The sequence below is a fragment of the Flammeovirga sp. SJP92 genome (genome assembly GCF_001583495.1).
Taxonomy (GTDB): Bacteria; Bacteroidota; Bacteroidia; order Cytophagales; family Flammeovirgaceae; genus Flammeovirga.
Genome location: NZ_LQAQ01000099.1, coordinates 130,001 through 146,710, shown reverse-complemented (window position 1 = coordinate 146,710; position 16,710 = coordinate 130,001). Strand labels below are relative to the sequence as shown.

The following is a 16,710-nucleotide window of genomic DNA, read 5'->3' as shown; positions in this document are numbered from 1 at the left end:
ACAATATCATTTTTCTCATTAGCTATTTTACATGAAAAAATAAGTATTGAAATACTTAAAACTATTAGTAGTCTCATTGTTTGTAATAGTTTACTTTAAGTTTAAAAGCTTAAATATAAAAAAGACTTCCAACATAAAACGCTGAAAGTCTTTCCTATATCTATTTCAGTAAATTTGAATGCTCTAATTTAAAACAAGCACTTCGTACAAAACTCATCAAAATACTGATTGAATTCATCGTCCTTAATTGCAGGATCTGTAATATCGTATACCGTTGAGATACCTCTTTTGTATCTTACCAAGTTGGAAATCGGTGAATAGAAAAACTCCATTCCGCCGATACCTGCTAACTCTTTCAGCTTTTGGTGTTCAACAGTCTGATCTTTTTTATTGACAATGCCGAAAACCTCAAACTTGTAGCCTTGCTTCTCCTTCATTTCCTTGATCATCGGCAATGTTTTCAGAAAACGTATTGTTGCTCTCATATCTAAAACACTAGCCACTACAGGCACTACTACAACGTCTGAAACCAAGACACTAAAATAGATTTCCTTTCCTTCAATACGCCCAGGTACATCCAAGAAAATCGCATCATACTTTTTCTCTGCCAATGCGAGCGTCTTGTCAAAGTTCTCTTCGGCTCTAGGTTGTTTCCAATTGAAGGCAATCACATCATAAGAAGATTCCTTATCTGCGCCTTCTGTGGAATAAATATCTTTTACTGATTTTTGGGGATCACAATCAATCACCAAAACCTTTTTGTTTGTTCTATTATGTACAGCTGAGGCTGTTAACATCAGCAGGGTACTTTTACCAACGCCTCCTTTTTGAGTTGCGAAAGAAATTACTTTAGCCATACAAAATTTAAAAAATTGCTTCCTTATTCAGTGACCTTACTTCCTAATAATGAACATAAACCCACTAAAATCTTTAATAATCCAATGAAAATACGATAAAAAACCGAATATTTCCCAATATAAACATAAGAGGAATAATCGGAACTACCCAAGCAAAAAAGGGATTTTGTATGTTTGCATTCTGAATTATAAAATTTTTGAAAGATGGGTCGCCATAAGTTAAAAAAATTCGCTCAAAACAAAGAGCGTGCATATATTATTGAAGAAGGAAAACCTTTGTATGATAACATCAAAGGAAACTGGAGAAAAGAGGTTTTCAAAAACGACAATCCAATTGTTTTAGAATTGGCTTGTGGTAGAGGTGAATACACTACAGGTCTTGCACAAGTTTATCCTGACAGAAACTTCATTGGTGTTGATATCAAAGGAGACAGAATCTGGAAAGGTGGTAACGTAGTGGATGAAAAAGGTCTGACAAATGCTGCTTTTTTAAGAATTCATATTCAAAACTTAGCCAACTATTTTGAAGCGGGCGAAGTAGATGAAATCTGGATCGTTCACCCAGACCCTCGTCCAAAAGACAGAGATGCGAAGAGAAGAATGACTCACCCTCGCTTCTTAAACATCTATAAAGAATTAATTAAAGAAGGTGGTTTAATCCGTTTTAAGACCGACAGTAAAGAGCTTTTTGAGTACTCTGTAGAAACGTTGGTTCAAGAAAAAGTACAATTAGAAGCGGTGACTTTTGACCTGTATGAATCGGACTTAATGGACGATCATCATGGTATTAAAACACGCTATGAAAAGCAATTTACTGAGCTTGGTCACAAAGTGCACTACTTAAAATTCAGATTCTAAAACACCTATTTTACTTCTCCAATGAAAGTACTAATCGATTTACATTATTTTCCCAACCTTGAATATTTCACTATTCTAGCTCACTGCGACACGGTTTATATTGAGAAATTTGAGACGTTTCAAAAGCAAAGTTTTAGAAACAGATGCTTTATCAAAACAGCTCAAAAAGTAGATCGATTGAGTGTTCCGGTTGTTGGCGCTAACAAAGGTAAGCCTATGCGTAAAATCAAGGTCAACCAAAATGACAACTGGGCTGTAAAACATTGGAGAAGTATTCTTTCTGCCTATGGGAGGTCTCCTTATTACGAATATTATGAGGAAGCCATCAAGACTACATTATTAAGTGGGGAGGAATCTCTTTTTGAGCTAAACATTTCACTTTTGAAATGTGTTATTAAGCTATTAGGATTACGTACTAAGGTTGAAATTACGAATACTTATAAAAAAGAACCTGAAGATGAGATAGTTGACCTTAGAAACAAGGTTACTGCTACCGATTCATCAACTTTTGTTAACGAGATTTCGTATATTCAAGTGTTTGGTGACACTTTTGATCGAAACCTGAGTATTCTTGATTTACTTTTTTGTGAAGGACCCAATGCGATCAATATATTAAAATCACAGAATAGTCAATTAATCCATCATTAAGAGTTGTTTAATAAATTTTATATGCTTTATTTTAAGAGACAGAAACCATTATTAGATATATCCATTATCCTGATTTAAAATTTTCACTCCTTTTTATTTCGTTAATGAATATTAATTCTGTATCTTATTTTATAGAAGTAGAAATTATAATCTAAAAAATTCCCTAACCATGGAGGCAAAATTTTCGAATAGAGTCAAAGAAGTAATCTCTCTAAGTAGAGAAGAAGCTTTGCGCCTTGGCCATGATTATATTGGCACAGAGCATCTCTTGCTGGGTATGATTCGTGAAGGTGAGGGATATGCGATTACTTTACTGAAAAAATTAAGCGTCAATCTTAACGATTTGAAAGACGCTATTGAGCAGTCAACTAAAAGCACTGCCAATTTCAACGTAAAAAACCTCGCAAACATCCCACTAACGAGACAATCCGAAAAAACGCTTAAAATAACATATTTAGAAGCTAAAATCTTTAAATCTAGCCTAATTGGTACTGAACATCTGTTATTATCAATACTTAGAGATGAAGATAACTTAGCTACCCAAATTTTGCAGCGTTATGATGTAAACTATGATGTAGTCAAAGAAATGATCGAATTCCAAGGAGAAAACCCAACAGCTTCATCAAGCACTGATGACGATGAACCTCAATCAAAAGGAGGAGGATCATGGAGCTCTCGTCCAGAATCATCAAAGAGTACAGAGAAATCTAAAACTCCTGTCTTGGATAATTTTGGTCGTGACCTTACTAGCTATGCCGAAGAGGGAAAACTAGACCCAATAGTCGGTAGAGACAAAGAGATCGAAAGAGTAGCTCAAGTGCTTTCGAGAAGAAAGAAAAACAACCCTATCCTAATAGGAGAGCCAGGGGTTGGTAAGACAGCAATTGCTGAAGGACTAGCTTTACGTATAGTTCAGAAAAAAGTATCAAGAGTGTTGTTCGGCAAACGTGTCGTTACATTAGACCTTGCTTCTTTAGTGGCCGGTACTAAATACCGTGGTCAGTTTGAAGAGCGTATGAAGGCTGTAATGAACGAGCTAGAAAAAGCACCAGAAGTAATTCTATTTATAGATGAAATTCACACGATTGTTGGAGCAGGTGGCGCTTCAGGATCGCTTGATGCTTCCAATATGTTTAAGCCAGCATTAGCACGTGGCGATATACAATGTATTGGTGCCACTACTTTAGACGAGTACAGACAATATATTGAAAAAGATGGTGCATTAGCACGTCGTTTCCAAATGGTAATGGTAGACCCTACTTCCCCAGAAGAAACGATTGAAATCTTGAATAATATCAAAGGAAAATACGAGCAGCACCACCACGTAGATTATTCTGAAGAGGCGTTGCAGGCTTGTGTGAAATTCTCGGATAGATATATTAGTGACCGTTTCCTTCCAGACAAAGCGATTGACGTTTTAGATGAAGTGGGAGCACGTGTTCACATCAATAATATCCATGTTCCTGATAATATCTTGAAACTCGAGCAAGAGATTGAGGATATCAAAGAGGAAAAAAACAAGGTGGTCAAAAGACAGAAATACGAAGAAGCTGCGAAGCTACGTGATTCTGAAAAGAAATTGATTGAAAGCCTTGATACTGCTAAAGAAGCATGGGAAAAAGAAACAAATGAAACTATCTACCCTGTTACTGAAGATGATGTAGCAGCAGTTGTAGCTATGATGACGGGTATTCCTGTAAATCGTGTTGCAGAAAGCGAAGGTAAGAAACTGATGAACATGTCAGAAGACCTTAAGGGTAAAGTGATTGGTCAGGATCAAGCTATTGAAAAATTAGCAAAGGCTATCCGTAGAACGCGTGTAGGCTTGAAAGATCCTAAAAAACCAATCGGTTCATTTATCTTCTTAGGACCAACTGGTGTCGGTAAAACAGAGTTAACGAAAGTGTTAGCCTCTCATTTATTCGACAAAGATGATTCATTAGTACGTATCGACATGTCGGAGTATATGGAGAAATTCTCTGTATCTCGATTGGTTGGAGCGCCTCCGGGCTACGTTGGATATGAAGAAGGTGGTCAGTTGACTGAAAAAATCAGACGTAAACCTTATAGCGTTATCTTATTGGATGAGATTGAAAAAGCACACCCTGATGTGTTCAATATCTTACTTCAAGTATTAGATGACGGTATCTTAACAGATGGTTTAGGTAGACGTGTTGATTTCAGAAATACAGTAATCATCATGACTTCAAACATCGGTGTTAGAGATTTGAAAGATTTCGGAACAGGTATTGGTTTCAATACACAAACGAAATTAGATAATCAAGACGCTGAGATGCAGGGAACAATTCAAAAAGCATTGAAAAAGGCTTTTGCTCCTGAATTCTTAAACCGTTTGGATGATGTAATTATCTTCAACTCTTTAGAAAGAGAGCACATCCACCAAATCATTGATATTTCATTATCGAAATTATTCGAAAGAGTAATTGCTATGGGATATCAAATTGAAGTCACTGAAAAGGCTAAAGATTTCTTATCTGAAAAAGGCTATGATCCTCAGTACGGTGCGCGACCTCTTAACAGAGCAATCCAAAAGTACCTTGAAGATCCAATGGCTGAAGAGATCCTTGGTGGCGATATTGCAGAAGGTGATACTATTCTTGCTGATTATTCTGGAAAGGGTGATGCTCTGACAGTTACAATCAAAAAGAACACTACAAAAACAGAATCTGAAGAGGATTAATTCTCTTTAAAATAGAAAAAAGAAGGGTCATTTCTTAATTTGAAATGATCCTTTTTTCGTTTTTATACCTAACGAAATTGATTCCATCCATCAAAACATAGTACTATTTTATGAAAATAGGCTACTACTTGAACCTTTTTATTAAATTTATGTATCACTCAAATAGGAATACCCGTATTAAGGATTATTAGGTATTACTTTACTACACTTTATAATCCATTTTTAAATTACTCTTTATTACCATGAAATTAACTACTGATCGCTTATCATCTCTACTTATTACTAGTGCCTTATTCGGCACTAACATTGAAATAAGCGAAAAAAACAAAGCTGTTATCACAATTGAATCTCCTGTCGCTCAACACAATTTATCTACATTTGACGAACTAAAAGAAAAAATTGTCAGTGTAACTATTTCTGAAATGATGTCTGGTAAAGTAGTACTTAACCAACTTGTTCCTTCCACTTTAGACCTATCCTTTGTAAACTCAGGAAACTACATCCTTTCAATCAAAATGAAAAGCGGTGAAATTTCAAGAAAAATGTGTGTTCAACAACTTGGAAATTATGACGTTGTTCGAGCTTAGTTGAAAAGTCACTACCTTTGTCATGAACTTTTAAAATAAAGTCATGACAAAGAACTTCATTACATATTTTTTATTTGCCTGCATATCATTTTTATCCATTTCATTGTATGGTCAGAATTTGATTCCTAACCCAAGTTTTGATGACTACTTCGAAGCCACCAGAGGACACGCACATTTGGATAACTTAAAGGAATGGTACAACACCAACCAAAATAAGCCCAAGACACTCTATGGCACACCAGACCATATGTTTATCAATGAAAGTCAGCCTCTAAAAGGTATTAAAGATAATTTCAGTCCTAGAACTGGTCAATCAGTATTAGGATTGATCACTTACATGCAAAGAGTTGTCAACTATAGAGAGTACGCCTCTATCAAACTGAATAAAGTTTTAAAGAAAGGTGAAAAGTATCAGTTTACAGCTTATATAAGCAGTGGAAACAATGTAGCTTTTGGAGGAATTGCCACCAATGGTTTAGGCTTCGCATTTACCAATGAAAAACTAAAACAATCAATTTATGAACCTCTATTGAGCGTATCTCCTCAATATCAATTGGATGATATTTTCTATGCAACAGACTGGACAAAGATCACTTTTTCTTTTATAGCAGAAGAAGCGATCAAATACCTAACGATAGGCAACTTTAAAGATGATCTCCAAACGGACCTGAAATATATCAATTACGATATAGATCCTCAATGCTATATCTACATTGATGATGTATGTCTTGTACATATTCCAAGTGACACTCCTACTGAAGAAGAAAAAGAGGAAGAACCTAAACTTATTGTTGAAAAACAAGCTACTATAAAAGAAGAAGAGCCAAAAGATATTGAACCAGAACCAAATGAAGTTCCTAAAACTTTAGTGTATGAAAACCGCCCAGTTGAAAATCAATCTTCCATCTACATCACAACTTATGATATATCTATTCAAATCTGGGACGATAGAACAATAGATGGTGACATTGTTTCAATTTTTTGGAATGGAGAACATGTTGTCGAATACTATGAGTTGACAGCTAAGAAAAGGAAGTTCAAAGTAACTTATGAGCCAGGTAAAGAAAATCGTCTGATTTTATATGCCCACAACCTTGGAAAGATCCCGCCTAACACAATGGCGGTGGCAATAAAAGCAGGAAAAAAGAAGCGGGAATTGAATATTAAATCAGACTTAGGAAAATGTGGTGCAATTCAGTTCAAACGATAGAAATTAGATCACTTTTTTCCTTTAAAAAACCCTCATTTTTTGTATCTTGCATTTCCTTAAAATGGAGATTTTTTCTTCATTTTTTCAGATGTGAAAACATATTCTAATAAATATACATGGCAGACGAAAATATCATCTCTATCAACATAGAGGACGAAATGAAAAGTGCCTACATTGACTACTCAATGTCGGTGATCGTTTCTCGTGCTCTTCCAGATGTAAGAGACGGTCTTAAGCCTGTTCACAGGCGTGTATTGTACGGTATGGCTGAGCTTGGACTTAGTTATAACCGTTCATATAAGAAATCAGCAAGAATCGTAGGTGAAGTACTTGGTAAGTACCACCCTCATGGTGATTCTTCTGTATACGAAACAATGGTACGTATGGCTCAACCTTGGTCATTACGATACATGTTAGTCGATGGACAGGGTAACTTCGGATCAATTGACGGCGATTCTCCTGCAGCAATGCGTTATACGGAGGCTCGTATGAAAGAGATCTCTGGAGAAATGCTTGCCGATATCAAAAAAGATACTGTCGATTTTGAACCTAACTTTGATGATTCATTAAAAGAACCATCAGTTTTACCTGCAAGAATTCCTAACCTTCTTTTAAACGGAGCATCGGGTATTGCAGTAGGTATGGCAACAAACATGGCACCTCACAACCTTCATGAGGTATGTGATGCGATCATTGCCTATGTCGAAAATCCTGACGTAACAATGGATGAGTTAACGGATATCGTTAAAGGTCCTGACTTCCCAACAGGTGGTATCATTTACGGTTATGACGGTGTGAAAAAAGCATTGGAAACTGGCCGTGGTAGAGTAGTAATGAGAGCAGTAACTGAATTTGAAACACTTTCTTCGGGACGTGAGCAAATTGTAGTTTCTGAAATCCCATATATGGTCAACAAAGCAAATATGATTGAAAAAACTGCTGAGTTGGTCAATGAAAAGAAAATCGAAGGAATCTCTGCTATCCGTGATGAATCGGATAAAAGCGGTATCCGTATCGTATATGAATTGAAAAAAGACGCAGTGCCTGACGTGGTATTAAACCACTTGTTCAAGCAAACTGCTCTTCAAAGTTCTTTCAGTGTTAACAACATTGCGCTTGTAAAAGGAAGACCAAAACTTCTTAACCTACATGATATGATCAAGTATTATGTAGAGCACAGACATGATGTTATCATCCGTAGAACGCAATTCGAATTAGCTGAAGCAGAAAGAAGACTTCACATCTTAGAAGGTTACTTAAAAGCTTTAGATAATCTTGATGAGGTAATTGCATTAATTAGAGGTTCAAAAGATGCTGAAATCGCAAGAGCAGAATTAATTTCTCGCTTTGAATTCAGTGAACTTCAAGCAAAGGCAATCTTAGAAATGAGATTACAGCGTTTAACAGGTCTTGAAAGAGATAAAATCGTTCAAGAACACGCTGAAGTTACTGCATTAGTTGAAGATTTAAGAGACATTTTAGCTCGTAGAGAACGTCAGATGGATATCATCAAGACAGACTTAGTAGAGTTGAAAGATAAATATGGAGACGAAAGAAGATCAAACATTGTTTACAATGCTGATGATCTAGACATCGAAGACTTAATCGCTGACGAAGAAATGGTTATTACTATTTCTCATGAAGGTTACATTAAGCGTACTCCATTAAAAGAATACAAATCACAAGGACGTGGTGGTGTTGGTTCAAGAGGTGCGTCAACGAAATCTGATGACTTCACCGAACATATGTTCGTTGCTTCGAACCATAACTACTTGTTGTTATTCACGAATTTAGGTAGAGTATACTGGCAGAAAGTATTCCGTTTACCTGAAGGAAGTAAAACAGCAAAAGGTAGACCATTACAAAACCTATTGAACATTCAAGAAGGTGAAAAAGTACAGGCAGTAATTTGTACTAAGAACTTGAATGATCAAGACTACATCAATAATCATTACTTATTGATGGTTACTGAAAAAGGTATTGTGAAGAAAACGGTATTGGAAGCATATTCAAGACCAAGAACAAATGGTATCAACGCCATCAACATCAACGAAGGTGATAAACTATTCAATGTAATGTTGACAAATGGTCAAAATGATATCATCATTGCCACTCGCTTGGGTATGGCTACTCGTTTCAATGAAGACAACGTTCGTTCGATGGGTAGAGGTGCTACTGGTGTGAAAGGTATTGTTCTTAACGGTGACGAAGATGCTGTTGTAGGTTTAGCGGCTATCTCTCAAGAAGAGCTAGAAGTTAAATCATTAATGGTTATCTCTGAAAACGGATACGGTAAACGTACTTTATTAGAAGAATATCCTCTACGTACGAATAGAGGTGGTAAAGGTGTGAAAGCAATGCAAATCACTGATAAAACAGGTAAGCTTTCAGCATTATTCTCTGTAGAGGAAACAGACGACCTTATCGTAATCACTAAAGAAGGTATCACAATCAGAACTGCTGTCAATAACTTCAGAACTATGGGTAGATCTACTCAAGGAGTGAAAGCAATTCGATTAAATGATAATGACGAAATCTCATCTGTAGAAATTGTTCCGACAATTGAAGAGGAAGAAGAAGTTGTTGAAAATAATGAAACAACTGAAAACCCTACAAATGAAACAAGTAATGAAAATTCTGAAGATACAACTTCTGAAGAATAAGACTTACTTTCATTGATTTCATAAGAAAGGTACTTGTGGATAACGAGTACCTTTTTTTATGGAAAAAATAGTATCTTCGAAGTATGATCTTAAATCTTAAATGTTGGTATTTTTTGGTAATCATTTTATTTACCAATCATTACTTAAGTCATGCCCAAGTGAAAAAAGTTCAAGAGAAAAACTTGAGTATCGCTCGATTAGCCATCAACAATAATGAGCCCTACAAAGCTCTAGCATCACTCAATCAACTTCTGGAATACAATCTCACTCGTGAAGGAGAATTAGAGGTTATGACACTTCTAGGAAAGACCTATTCAATACTTTCCTTGAACGACTATTGCTCGGATCCTCGAAATAAAGAAGATTGTGATAGTTATGTCAATTCCACAACCTATTGGTACAATAAAGTTTTAGAAAATACAGATAAAAGCGAAATTTTCAATCTTTATACACAAGCAGAACTAGATCGCTTTTATGATAACCTCTTGACCAAAGGAGTTAATGCCTTTATCAATGAAGATTACCTCGAAGCTGAGTTTTATTTTGATCAAACTTTCATAATGAATAGCAATGATAGAGTCAGCTGTCGGTATGCTATGATTTGCAGTGAAGCGTCTCGCCATTTTGAAAAAGCACTCACTTATTCAGACAGGTTATTACAATTAGGTTATGATAGCACGGATGTATATGAAAGCAGAGCCTTCTTTTTTGAACAATTAAATAAACCTGAATTAGCCTTGAATGAAGTTCAAAAAGGTATTTTCAAACACCCTTCACAATACTCCCTTATCTACAGAGGAGTTGGTATATGTATTCGAAAAAAGTGGTATACACAAGCATTAGAAATTCTTAATAATTATCTCAAAATTGATCCTTTTGACACCCATACTCTTGTGGCCACAGGAATGGTCTACGAAGAGCTGAATGATTTTAACAGGGCCGTCTTAAATTATACAAAAGCAATACATTCTAATCCCTATAGTTTTGATGCCTATTTCAATCTTGGACAAATACAATTCAGGGAAGCAATTGAGAATCAAAAAATCTTATATAATTGGAGTAAATTAAAAAGGACTGAGGATTTTAAGAACATACATAGAGGTGATATCCGAAAAACTGTAAAATTCCATCTTGATCAAAGCGTCTTAAATTTAGATGTGGCTTTTGAATTAGATCATGAAAATGAGGAAGTAATCTCAACATTACGTAATGCTTATGGTTTATTAAATAAATCGAAAGAACTAAAACGTATGGATGATACGTTAGATAATATGTAAGTGCAAAATTTATGTCACACATCATCAAAAATATGCTTGGAAAATACTATGTTTGCACTTTGAGGAATAAATAATTGTATTCTAAGCTATATAACATATAATATTTCTATGAAATTTACGAAAATCATAACTGTTCTTGCATTATCAGCTGCTGTTTCAACTGCAGCTACAGCACAAGAAAAAGGTTCTGCAACAAAAGCTGCTTCTTTTTTGGCAAAAGGCGAGCTTGATCAAGCAAAGACTGAAGTTGAAAATGCAGTTAGCTATGAAAAATTCAAATTAGCTAGCAAGGGTAAAACTGCTATCGCTAAGGACAAAACATTAGACGTAAAAGGTGATGTTTACACTGCAGCAGCTAAAGTTGAAGGTCAATCTACAGAAGAAATTTCTGTTGCTATTGATTCAGTATTGTCTGCATACAACGAAATTAAATCAAACAAAGAAGTAGTAGGTAAAGAATCTCCTACTTATAAAAAAGTTTGGATCGACAATCCGGATGCAATTGATCCATTGACAATGCAACCAATGTTATCTAAACTTACAATGTTCTATAACTACTTCATCGATGCTGGTGCTAAAGCATGGCAAGACGAAGACTTTGCAACTGCAAAACAAGATTTCGATCTAGCACTACGTGTTAAAAAAGATACTACTGCAGCTCAAAATGCATTATATGCTACTATCAACTTGTTGAATGACGAGACTGAAGACGACAAAATCAAAGCTCTTCAAGACGAAGTGGTTACTTACGCTAAAGTATTATTCTCTTTAGGTAAAAATGATGCCGTTTACTACAAGCAATTGTTATTCTACGCTTCTCAAGGTGTATCTGATATCGAAGGTTCAATCGACGAGCTTGGATATGAAGTAAGAGATGCTGAAAACACAATTGAAAGATCTTCTAAAACTGTTGAATCTTCAAAAGAAAGATATGAGTACTACTCTACTGGTGCAGGTAGAAGAACTTCAAATGCATCTACAAGAGCTAAGCAAGCGAAAGCAGAAATGGAAGATGCTCAAAAAGAAGTTGCTGACGCTAAAGCTAAGTTAGAAGCTGCAAACACTAAAATTGCATCTTTAGAAACTGAAGCAAAGAAATACTACCAAGAGTCTTTAGACATCTGTCTTGAAGGTCTTAAGTACAATGCTGATGATGCTGATTTGTCAAGAACAATGATCATCAACTACTTGAAGTTAGACAAAATGGATGAGGCTATTGCTTCTGCTAAAGCGAACATCGCTAAAGATCCTAACGATGTATCTGCTAATCTTTTATTAGCGCAACTTTACGATCAAGCTACTGATAGCAACGAATCTGACGACGACGTTAAAAAATATACTGAAATGGCAATGGGACAGTATGAAAAAGTACTTTCTATTGATTCAGAAAACGGAAGTGCTCTTTATAGCCTTGCAAGATTATACTACAACCAAAGTGTTCTTTTCAACAAAGAATTACAGGAGTTACCAACAAAAGGTACTGGTCAGTATGTAGATCCTGCTAAAGCAAAAGAATTAGAGGCAGCGAAGAAAGAAGCCGCAAAGAAAGCTGTTCCTTATGCAGTTAAAGGTGCTGAAGCATCAAACGATGACCGTAAGAATTTACAACTTCTTCTTAAAATCTACTACCAAATTGGTGACCAAGAGAACATGGATAAAGTTGACAAAAAACTAAGTGCAATGGAATAATTCCTTTCTAAAGCTTAACAGTTTTTTAATTTTACATAGAAAAGCCCGAACTTCGCATTGAGGTTCGGGCTTTTTACTCTCTAAATCAAAAAGTTGTGATTCAGAGATCAAGTATATTTTACATCCATGATAAAATCAAAGAAAAAAGACATACGTAAATTATCATCTGATAAGATCAAAGATTTTCTAGTTGAAAATGGAGAAAAAGGATTCAGAGCAAAGCAAATTCAAGATTGGCTTTGGAAAAGTTCCGTTACTTCATTTGAAGATATGACCAATATATCAAAGAAAACTAGAGAATTATTGAATGAGCATTTTGAAATACTTCCAATTTCTGTTTTCAAGGCACAACAAAGTAATGATGGTACTATTAAATCTGCATTTCAACTCCATGATAAGCATTTAGTTGAAGGCGTATTAATACCTGCTGAACCAAGAATGACAGCTTGTATTTCTTCTCAAGTTGGGTGCTCTCTTACTTGTTCTTTTTGTGCTACAGGATACATGGATCGTAAAAGAAATCTTGATGCTGCAGAGATATATGATCAAGTAGTGGCCATAGACAAGCAAGCCCAAGATGCTTACAATACTGGGCTAACCAATATTGTATATATGGGAATGGGTGAACCTCTTTTGAACTATAAAAATGTTCTGGAGTCAGTTGAAAAAATAACATCTCCTAACGGTCTTGGTATGTCTGCTAAAAGAATTACTGTATCTACAGCCGGCATTGCTAAAATGATTCGTAAACTAGGTGATGATGATGTAAAGTTTAATCTTGCACTTTCTCTTCATGCAGCAAATGATGAGAAGAGGAATCAAATTATGCCTATCAACGAACAAAACACCTTAGAAGTACTTAGAGAGGCACTGAAATATTATTTTAGTAAAACAAAGAACCCTGTTACCTATGAGTACATCGTGTTTAACAACTTCAATGATTCATTACAGGACGCTGAGGAACTTTATCAGTTTACTAAACACTTACCTTCTAAAGTAAATATCATTGAATATAACCCTATCTCTGAGGCTGATTTCCTTAATGCCAAAGTAGATAAGATCCAACGATTCGCGGATTACTTATCCAAGAAAGGTGTTAACGTTCATGTAAGAAGAAGTCGAGGAAAAGATATTGATGCAGCTTGTGGACAACTCGCTAATAAAGAAAAATAAATCAAAAAAGGCTAAGTAAAAACTTAGCCTTTTTTGATGGGACAAACTAATAATGCTGAAACTCTATATGTTCACCATTTTTAACCTGGTCTGTCATGTATTTGTCTAATTCATAGTGTGTAATTCTATCAATTTCTTTCTTATGGAATAGATTAACAAAGTGATTTCGGACAAGCGATAAATTATCAAGGTCGTAAACTTTATCGATTGCATTAGTAAATACTTTCATTTTATCATTTTCATAATTATATAATGATAAAATTCCATCAAGTTGATGCACAGTTATTCCTTTTCCTTCCACTTGATTAATAAAAGCTTCTACTTTTTCACTAGAAATAGATTCTAATTGTATTGCCCTCTGAACATTAAAGAAATCTGAAGATGACATTGGTTTTTCATACCCAATCCTACCTCGGTATTCAGGTACATAAACCACCTTTACATCATAATCTCCCAAATCTTCATCTGTTTTGATTGTTTTCTGGTATTCTACAATCTCCTGTTCAGTTGTATTTAGTCCATCAGATATATTTTGATGCATATTGCTTAAAAATGCCACAAATACTTCTTGTAAAGCCTCATCTTCGAAATGAAAGTCGGTATTTACCAAACTTGATTTATTATCTGTATGTGAAAATGCATGGTATAAAAATTCTATACGATCCTGATCTGAGTGAAAATAAGATGACAATTCACCTAACTTATCACTATCCATGCAGTACCTCTCAACAAAAATTTTAGAAGATTCTAATAAGGACGAAGATGGCATTGATTTAAAAGAAGTCAATACTTCTATAAAATGTCCATTTGAAATTGGAGTACAATTTGTCGTTTCTATATTTTGTGCAAAACTTGTTAAAGTTAAAAATAAGAAACATAAGATAGTTATTAGGTTTTTCATAGTATCGATAAAGGTCAAATTCTGTAAAATCAATTTCAATTATTACAGTGACAAGCAATAGTAATTATATAAGAGTATTCTAACACCTCTAACATGACCTTTCTATTTTTTGTTACATTTATACAAATCACTAATATAATATCTTAGAATTGTACAATTCATTTATTTATTAAACACAAAAAAGGTTAGTCAACATCTTGTGTTAACTAACCTTCTGTATTTAATGAATGTGGCGCCGACTTACTCTCCCGGGGGTTAACCCAGTACCATCAGCACGGTAGGGCTTAACTGCTCTGTTCGGAATGGGAAGAGGTGAACACCTACGTCATTGGCACCATCAATTTCTTTATTGATCTTACTTAATAACGAATCTAATCACTATCATAAAGTTCTTTGTAACTTCATTGACAGTGAAAAGGAAAAACTTTGCTGAGGTAGTATCTCTACTACCCCAACCGTAAAAGAAAAAGCTATTGGGCGATTAGTACTTCTCAGCTGAATGTATCTCTACACGTACACTTGAAGCCTATCAACGTCATAATCTTTAACAACCCTTATATGGAAATCTCATCTCGAGGTGGGTTTCGCGCTTAGATGCTTTCAGCGCTTATCCGCTCCACACATAGGTACCCGGCGATGCTCCTGGCGGAACAACCGGTACGCCAGAGGTGTGTCCAACTCGGTCCTCTCGTACTAAAGTCAGAGCCTCTCAAATTTCCTACGCCCGCAACAGATAGAGACCGAACTGTCTCACGACGTTCTGAACCCAGCTCGCGTGCCACTTTAATGGGCGAACAGCCCAACCCTTGGGACCTTCTCCAGCCCCAGGACGTGACGAGCCGACATCGAGGTGCCAAACCTCCCCGTCGATTTGAGCTCTTGGGGGAGATCAGCCTGTTATCCCCAGAGTACCTTTTATCCTTTGAGCGATGGCCCTTCCATGCGGTACCACCGGATCACTATGTCCCACTTTCGTGCCTGGTCGAGATGTCTCTCTCGCAGTCAGGCTCCCTTATGCCATTGCGCTCTTCCGACGATTGCCGACCGTCGTGAGGGAACCTTGGAAAGCCTCCGTTACTCTTTTGGAGGCGACCACCCCAGTCAAACTACCCACCAAACAATGTCCGGGTTAAAACCCGTTAGACCGTCGAACAGGAGAGGGCGGTATTTCAACAATGACTCCAAAATGCCTGGCGACACTCCTTCACAGTCTCCCGCCTATCCTACACACTCCTGGCCAACGGCCAACGTTAAGTTGCAGTAAAGGTTCATGGGGTCTTTTCGTCCCGTTGCGGGTAAGCGGCATCTTCACCGCTACTTCAATTTCACCGAGCTCATGGCCGAGACAGCGTCCAGATCGTTGCACCATTCGTGCAGGTCGGAACTTACCCGACAAGGAATTTCGCTACCTTAGGACCGTTATAGTTACGGCCGCCGTTTACTGGGGCTTCAATTCAGAGCTTCACCGATGTTAACTCCCCCTCTTAACCTTCCAGCACCGGGCAGGTGTCAGGCTATATACTGAATCTTTCGAGTTCGCATAGCCATGTGTTTTTGTTAAACAGTCGCCTGGACTTCTTCGCTGCGGCCTCTTACAAAGTAAGTAGGCGCCCCTTCTCCCGAAGTTACGGGGCTAATTTGCCTAGTTCCTTAGCCATGAATCACTCGAGCGCCTCGGGTTACTCACCCTGACCACCTGTGTCGGTTTGGGGTACGGGATCTCATATCTTAATCGTAGAAGGTTTTCTTGGAAGCGTTTCACATCGTTATCAAATTGACCGTAGTCGCTCTGTACTGTCTTGTTTCCCCAAGAAGCACGCATTTAACTATGCCTCCTATAGGTACGCAATTCAACGTACTATTCCGTCAGTACGCAGATGCTGCATCACTCCGTCACTCCATCGAAAATATAAGATGCTCAGGAATTTTGACCTGATATCCATCGAATATGCCATTCGGCAATCTCCTTAGGTCCCGGCTAACCCTGGGACGATTAGCGTCGCCCAGGAAACCTTGGTCTATCGGCGGGCAGGTTTCTCACCTGCCTTATCGTTACTTATGCCTACATTTGCTTTTCTAGAAAGTCCACAGTGCATCACCACACTGCTTCAACCTCGCTAGAATGCTCCCCTACCACTTGTATTAA

At 36.7% G+C, this 16,710-nt stretch carries 11 protein-coding genes and 2 rRNA genes (1 of these 13 running past the window's edge); 9 read left to right on the top strand and 4 right to left on the bottom strand.

The genetic code is table 11. The annotated features are described in order from the left end of the window. Positions 1–188 precede the first annotated feature (188 nt). On the bottom strand, positions 189–857 hold the full coding sequence (locus AVL50_RS25810; protein ID WP_044204637.1) for a ParA family protein: 669 nt from the start codon (positions 855–857) through the stop codon (positions 189–191). 204 nt (positions 858–1,061) lie between these two features. Here AVL50_RS25810 and trmB point away from each other — a divergent pair, with 204 nt between their 5' ends. The 9 genes from trmB (at position 1,062) to rlmN (ending at position 13,663) form a co-directional block, all read left to right on the top strand. Beyond that, the gene (gene trmB / locus AVL50_RS25805) at positions 1,062–1,715 is read left to right on the top strand and encodes a tRNA (guanosine(46)-N7)-methyltransferase TrmB (protein ID WP_062619844.1); all 654 of its coding nucleotides are present in this window, start codon (positions 1,062–1,064) and stop codon (positions 1,713–1,715) included. Positions 1,716–1,736: 21 nt separating this feature from the next. Further along, a complete protein-coding gene (locus AVL50_RS25800; protein ID WP_062619842.1) occupies positions 1,737–2,363 on the top strand; it encodes a WbqC family protein in 627 nt (208 codons plus the stop codon). 169 nt (positions 2,364–2,532) lie between these two features. After that, positions 2,533–5,064 carry an ATP-dependent Clp protease ATP-binding subunit gene (locus AVL50_RS25795; RefSeq protein ID WP_062619840.1) on the top strand — a complete coding sequence of 844 codons (2,532 nt, stop codon included), beginning with the start codon at positions 2,533–2,535 and terminating at the stop codon, positions 5,062–5,064. 242 nt (positions 5,065–5,306) lie between these two features. Further along, positions 5,307–5,651 (top strand): hypothetical protein, encoded by a 345-nt coding sequence (locus tag AVL50_RS25790; protein WP_062619838.1) that lies wholly within the window; start codon positions 5,307–5,309, stop codon positions 5,649–5,651. A gap of 43 nt (positions 5,652–5,694) precedes the next feature. After that, entirely contained in the window at positions 5,695–6,861 is a 1,167-nt protein-coding gene (locus AVL50_RS25785; protein ID WP_062619836.1) for a hypothetical protein, read from the top strand. A gap of 116 nt (positions 6,862–6,977) precedes the next feature. Continuing rightward, positions 6,978–9,524, top strand: coding sequence for a DNA gyrase subunit A (gene gyrA, locus AVL50_RS25780; RefSeq protein WP_062619834.1), 2,547 nt, complete (start codon positions 6,978–6,980; stop codon positions 9,522–9,524). Between the two features lie 158 nt (positions 9,525–9,682). Continuing rightward, positions 9,683–10,801, top strand: coding sequence for a hypothetical protein (locus tag AVL50_RS25775; RefSeq protein ID WP_157491546.1), 1,119 nt, complete (start codon positions 9,683–9,685; stop codon positions 10,799–10,801). 108 nt (positions 10,802–10,909) lie between these two features. After that, on the top strand, positions 10,910–12,490 hold the full coding sequence (locus AVL50_RS25770) for a hypothetical protein (protein ID WP_062619826.1): 1,581 nt from the start codon (positions 10,910–10,912) through the stop codon (positions 12,488–12,490). A gap of 126 nt (positions 12,491–12,616) precedes the next feature. After that, a complete protein-coding gene (gene rlmN, locus AVL50_RS25765) occupies positions 12,617–13,663 on the top strand; it encodes a 23S rRNA (adenine(2503)-C(2))-methyltransferase RlmN (protein WP_062619825.1) in 1,047 nt (348 codons plus the stop codon). Positions 13,664–13,709: 46 nt separating this feature from the next. Here rlmN and AVL50_RS25760 read toward each other — a convergent pair whose 3' ends face one another. The 3 genes from AVL50_RS25760 to AVL50_RS25745 all read right to left on the bottom strand — a co-directional run. Further along, positions 13,710–14,564, bottom strand: coding sequence for a DUF4476 domain-containing protein (locus AVL50_RS25760; protein ID WP_082796013.1), 855 nt, complete (start codon positions 14,562–14,564; stop codon positions 13,710–13,712). 227 nt (positions 14,565–14,791) lie between these two features. Beyond that, positions 14,792–14,903, bottom strand: a 5S ribosomal RNA gene (gene rrf, locus AVL50_RS25750). Positions 14,904–15,024: 121 nt separating this feature from the next. Beyond that, positions 15,025–16,710 (bottom strand): 23S ribosomal RNA (locus tag AVL50_RS25745) (it continues 1,190 nt past the right edge of the window).

Bases quoted from the DNA above. Each gene is read 5' to 3' on its own strand.
- AVL50_RS25810 (WP_044204637.1), bottom strand. From the start codon at position 857: ATGGCTAAAGTAATTTCTTTCGCAACTCAAAAAGGAGGCGTTGGTAAA.
- AVL50_RS25785 (WP_062619836.1), top strand. From the start codon at position 5,695: ATGACAAAGAACTTCATTACATATTTTTTATTTGCCTGCATATCATTT.
- AVL50_RS25770 (WP_062619826.1), top strand. From the start codon at position 10,910: ATGAAATTTACGAAAATCATAACTGTTCTTGCATTATCAGCTGCTGTT.
- AVL50_RS25795 (WP_062619840.1), top strand. From the start codon at position 2,533: ATGGAGGCAAAATTTTCGAATAGAGTCAAAGAAGTAATCTCTCTAAGT.
- gyrA (WP_062619834.1), top strand. From the start codon at position 6,978: ATGGCAGACGAAAATATCATCTCTATCAACATAGAGGACGAAATGAAA.
- AVL50_RS25790 (WP_062619838.1), top strand. From the start codon at position 5,307: ATGAAATTAACTACTGATCGCTTATCATCTCTACTTATTACTAGTGCC.
- rlmN (WP_062619825.1), top strand. From the start codon at position 12,617: ATGATAAAATCAAAGAAAAAAGACATACGTAAATTATCATCTGATAAG.
- AVL50_RS25760 (WP_082796013.1), bottom strand. From the start codon at position 14,564: ATGAAAAACCTAATAACTATCTTATGTTTCTTATTTTTAACTTTAACA.
- AVL50_RS25800 (WP_062619842.1), top strand. From the start codon at position 1,737: ATGAAAGTACTAATCGATTTACATTATTTTCCCAACCTTGAATATTTC.
- trmB (WP_062619844.1), top strand. From the start codon at position 1,062: ATGGGTCGCCATAAGTTAAAAAAATTCGCTCAAAACAAAGAGCGTGCA.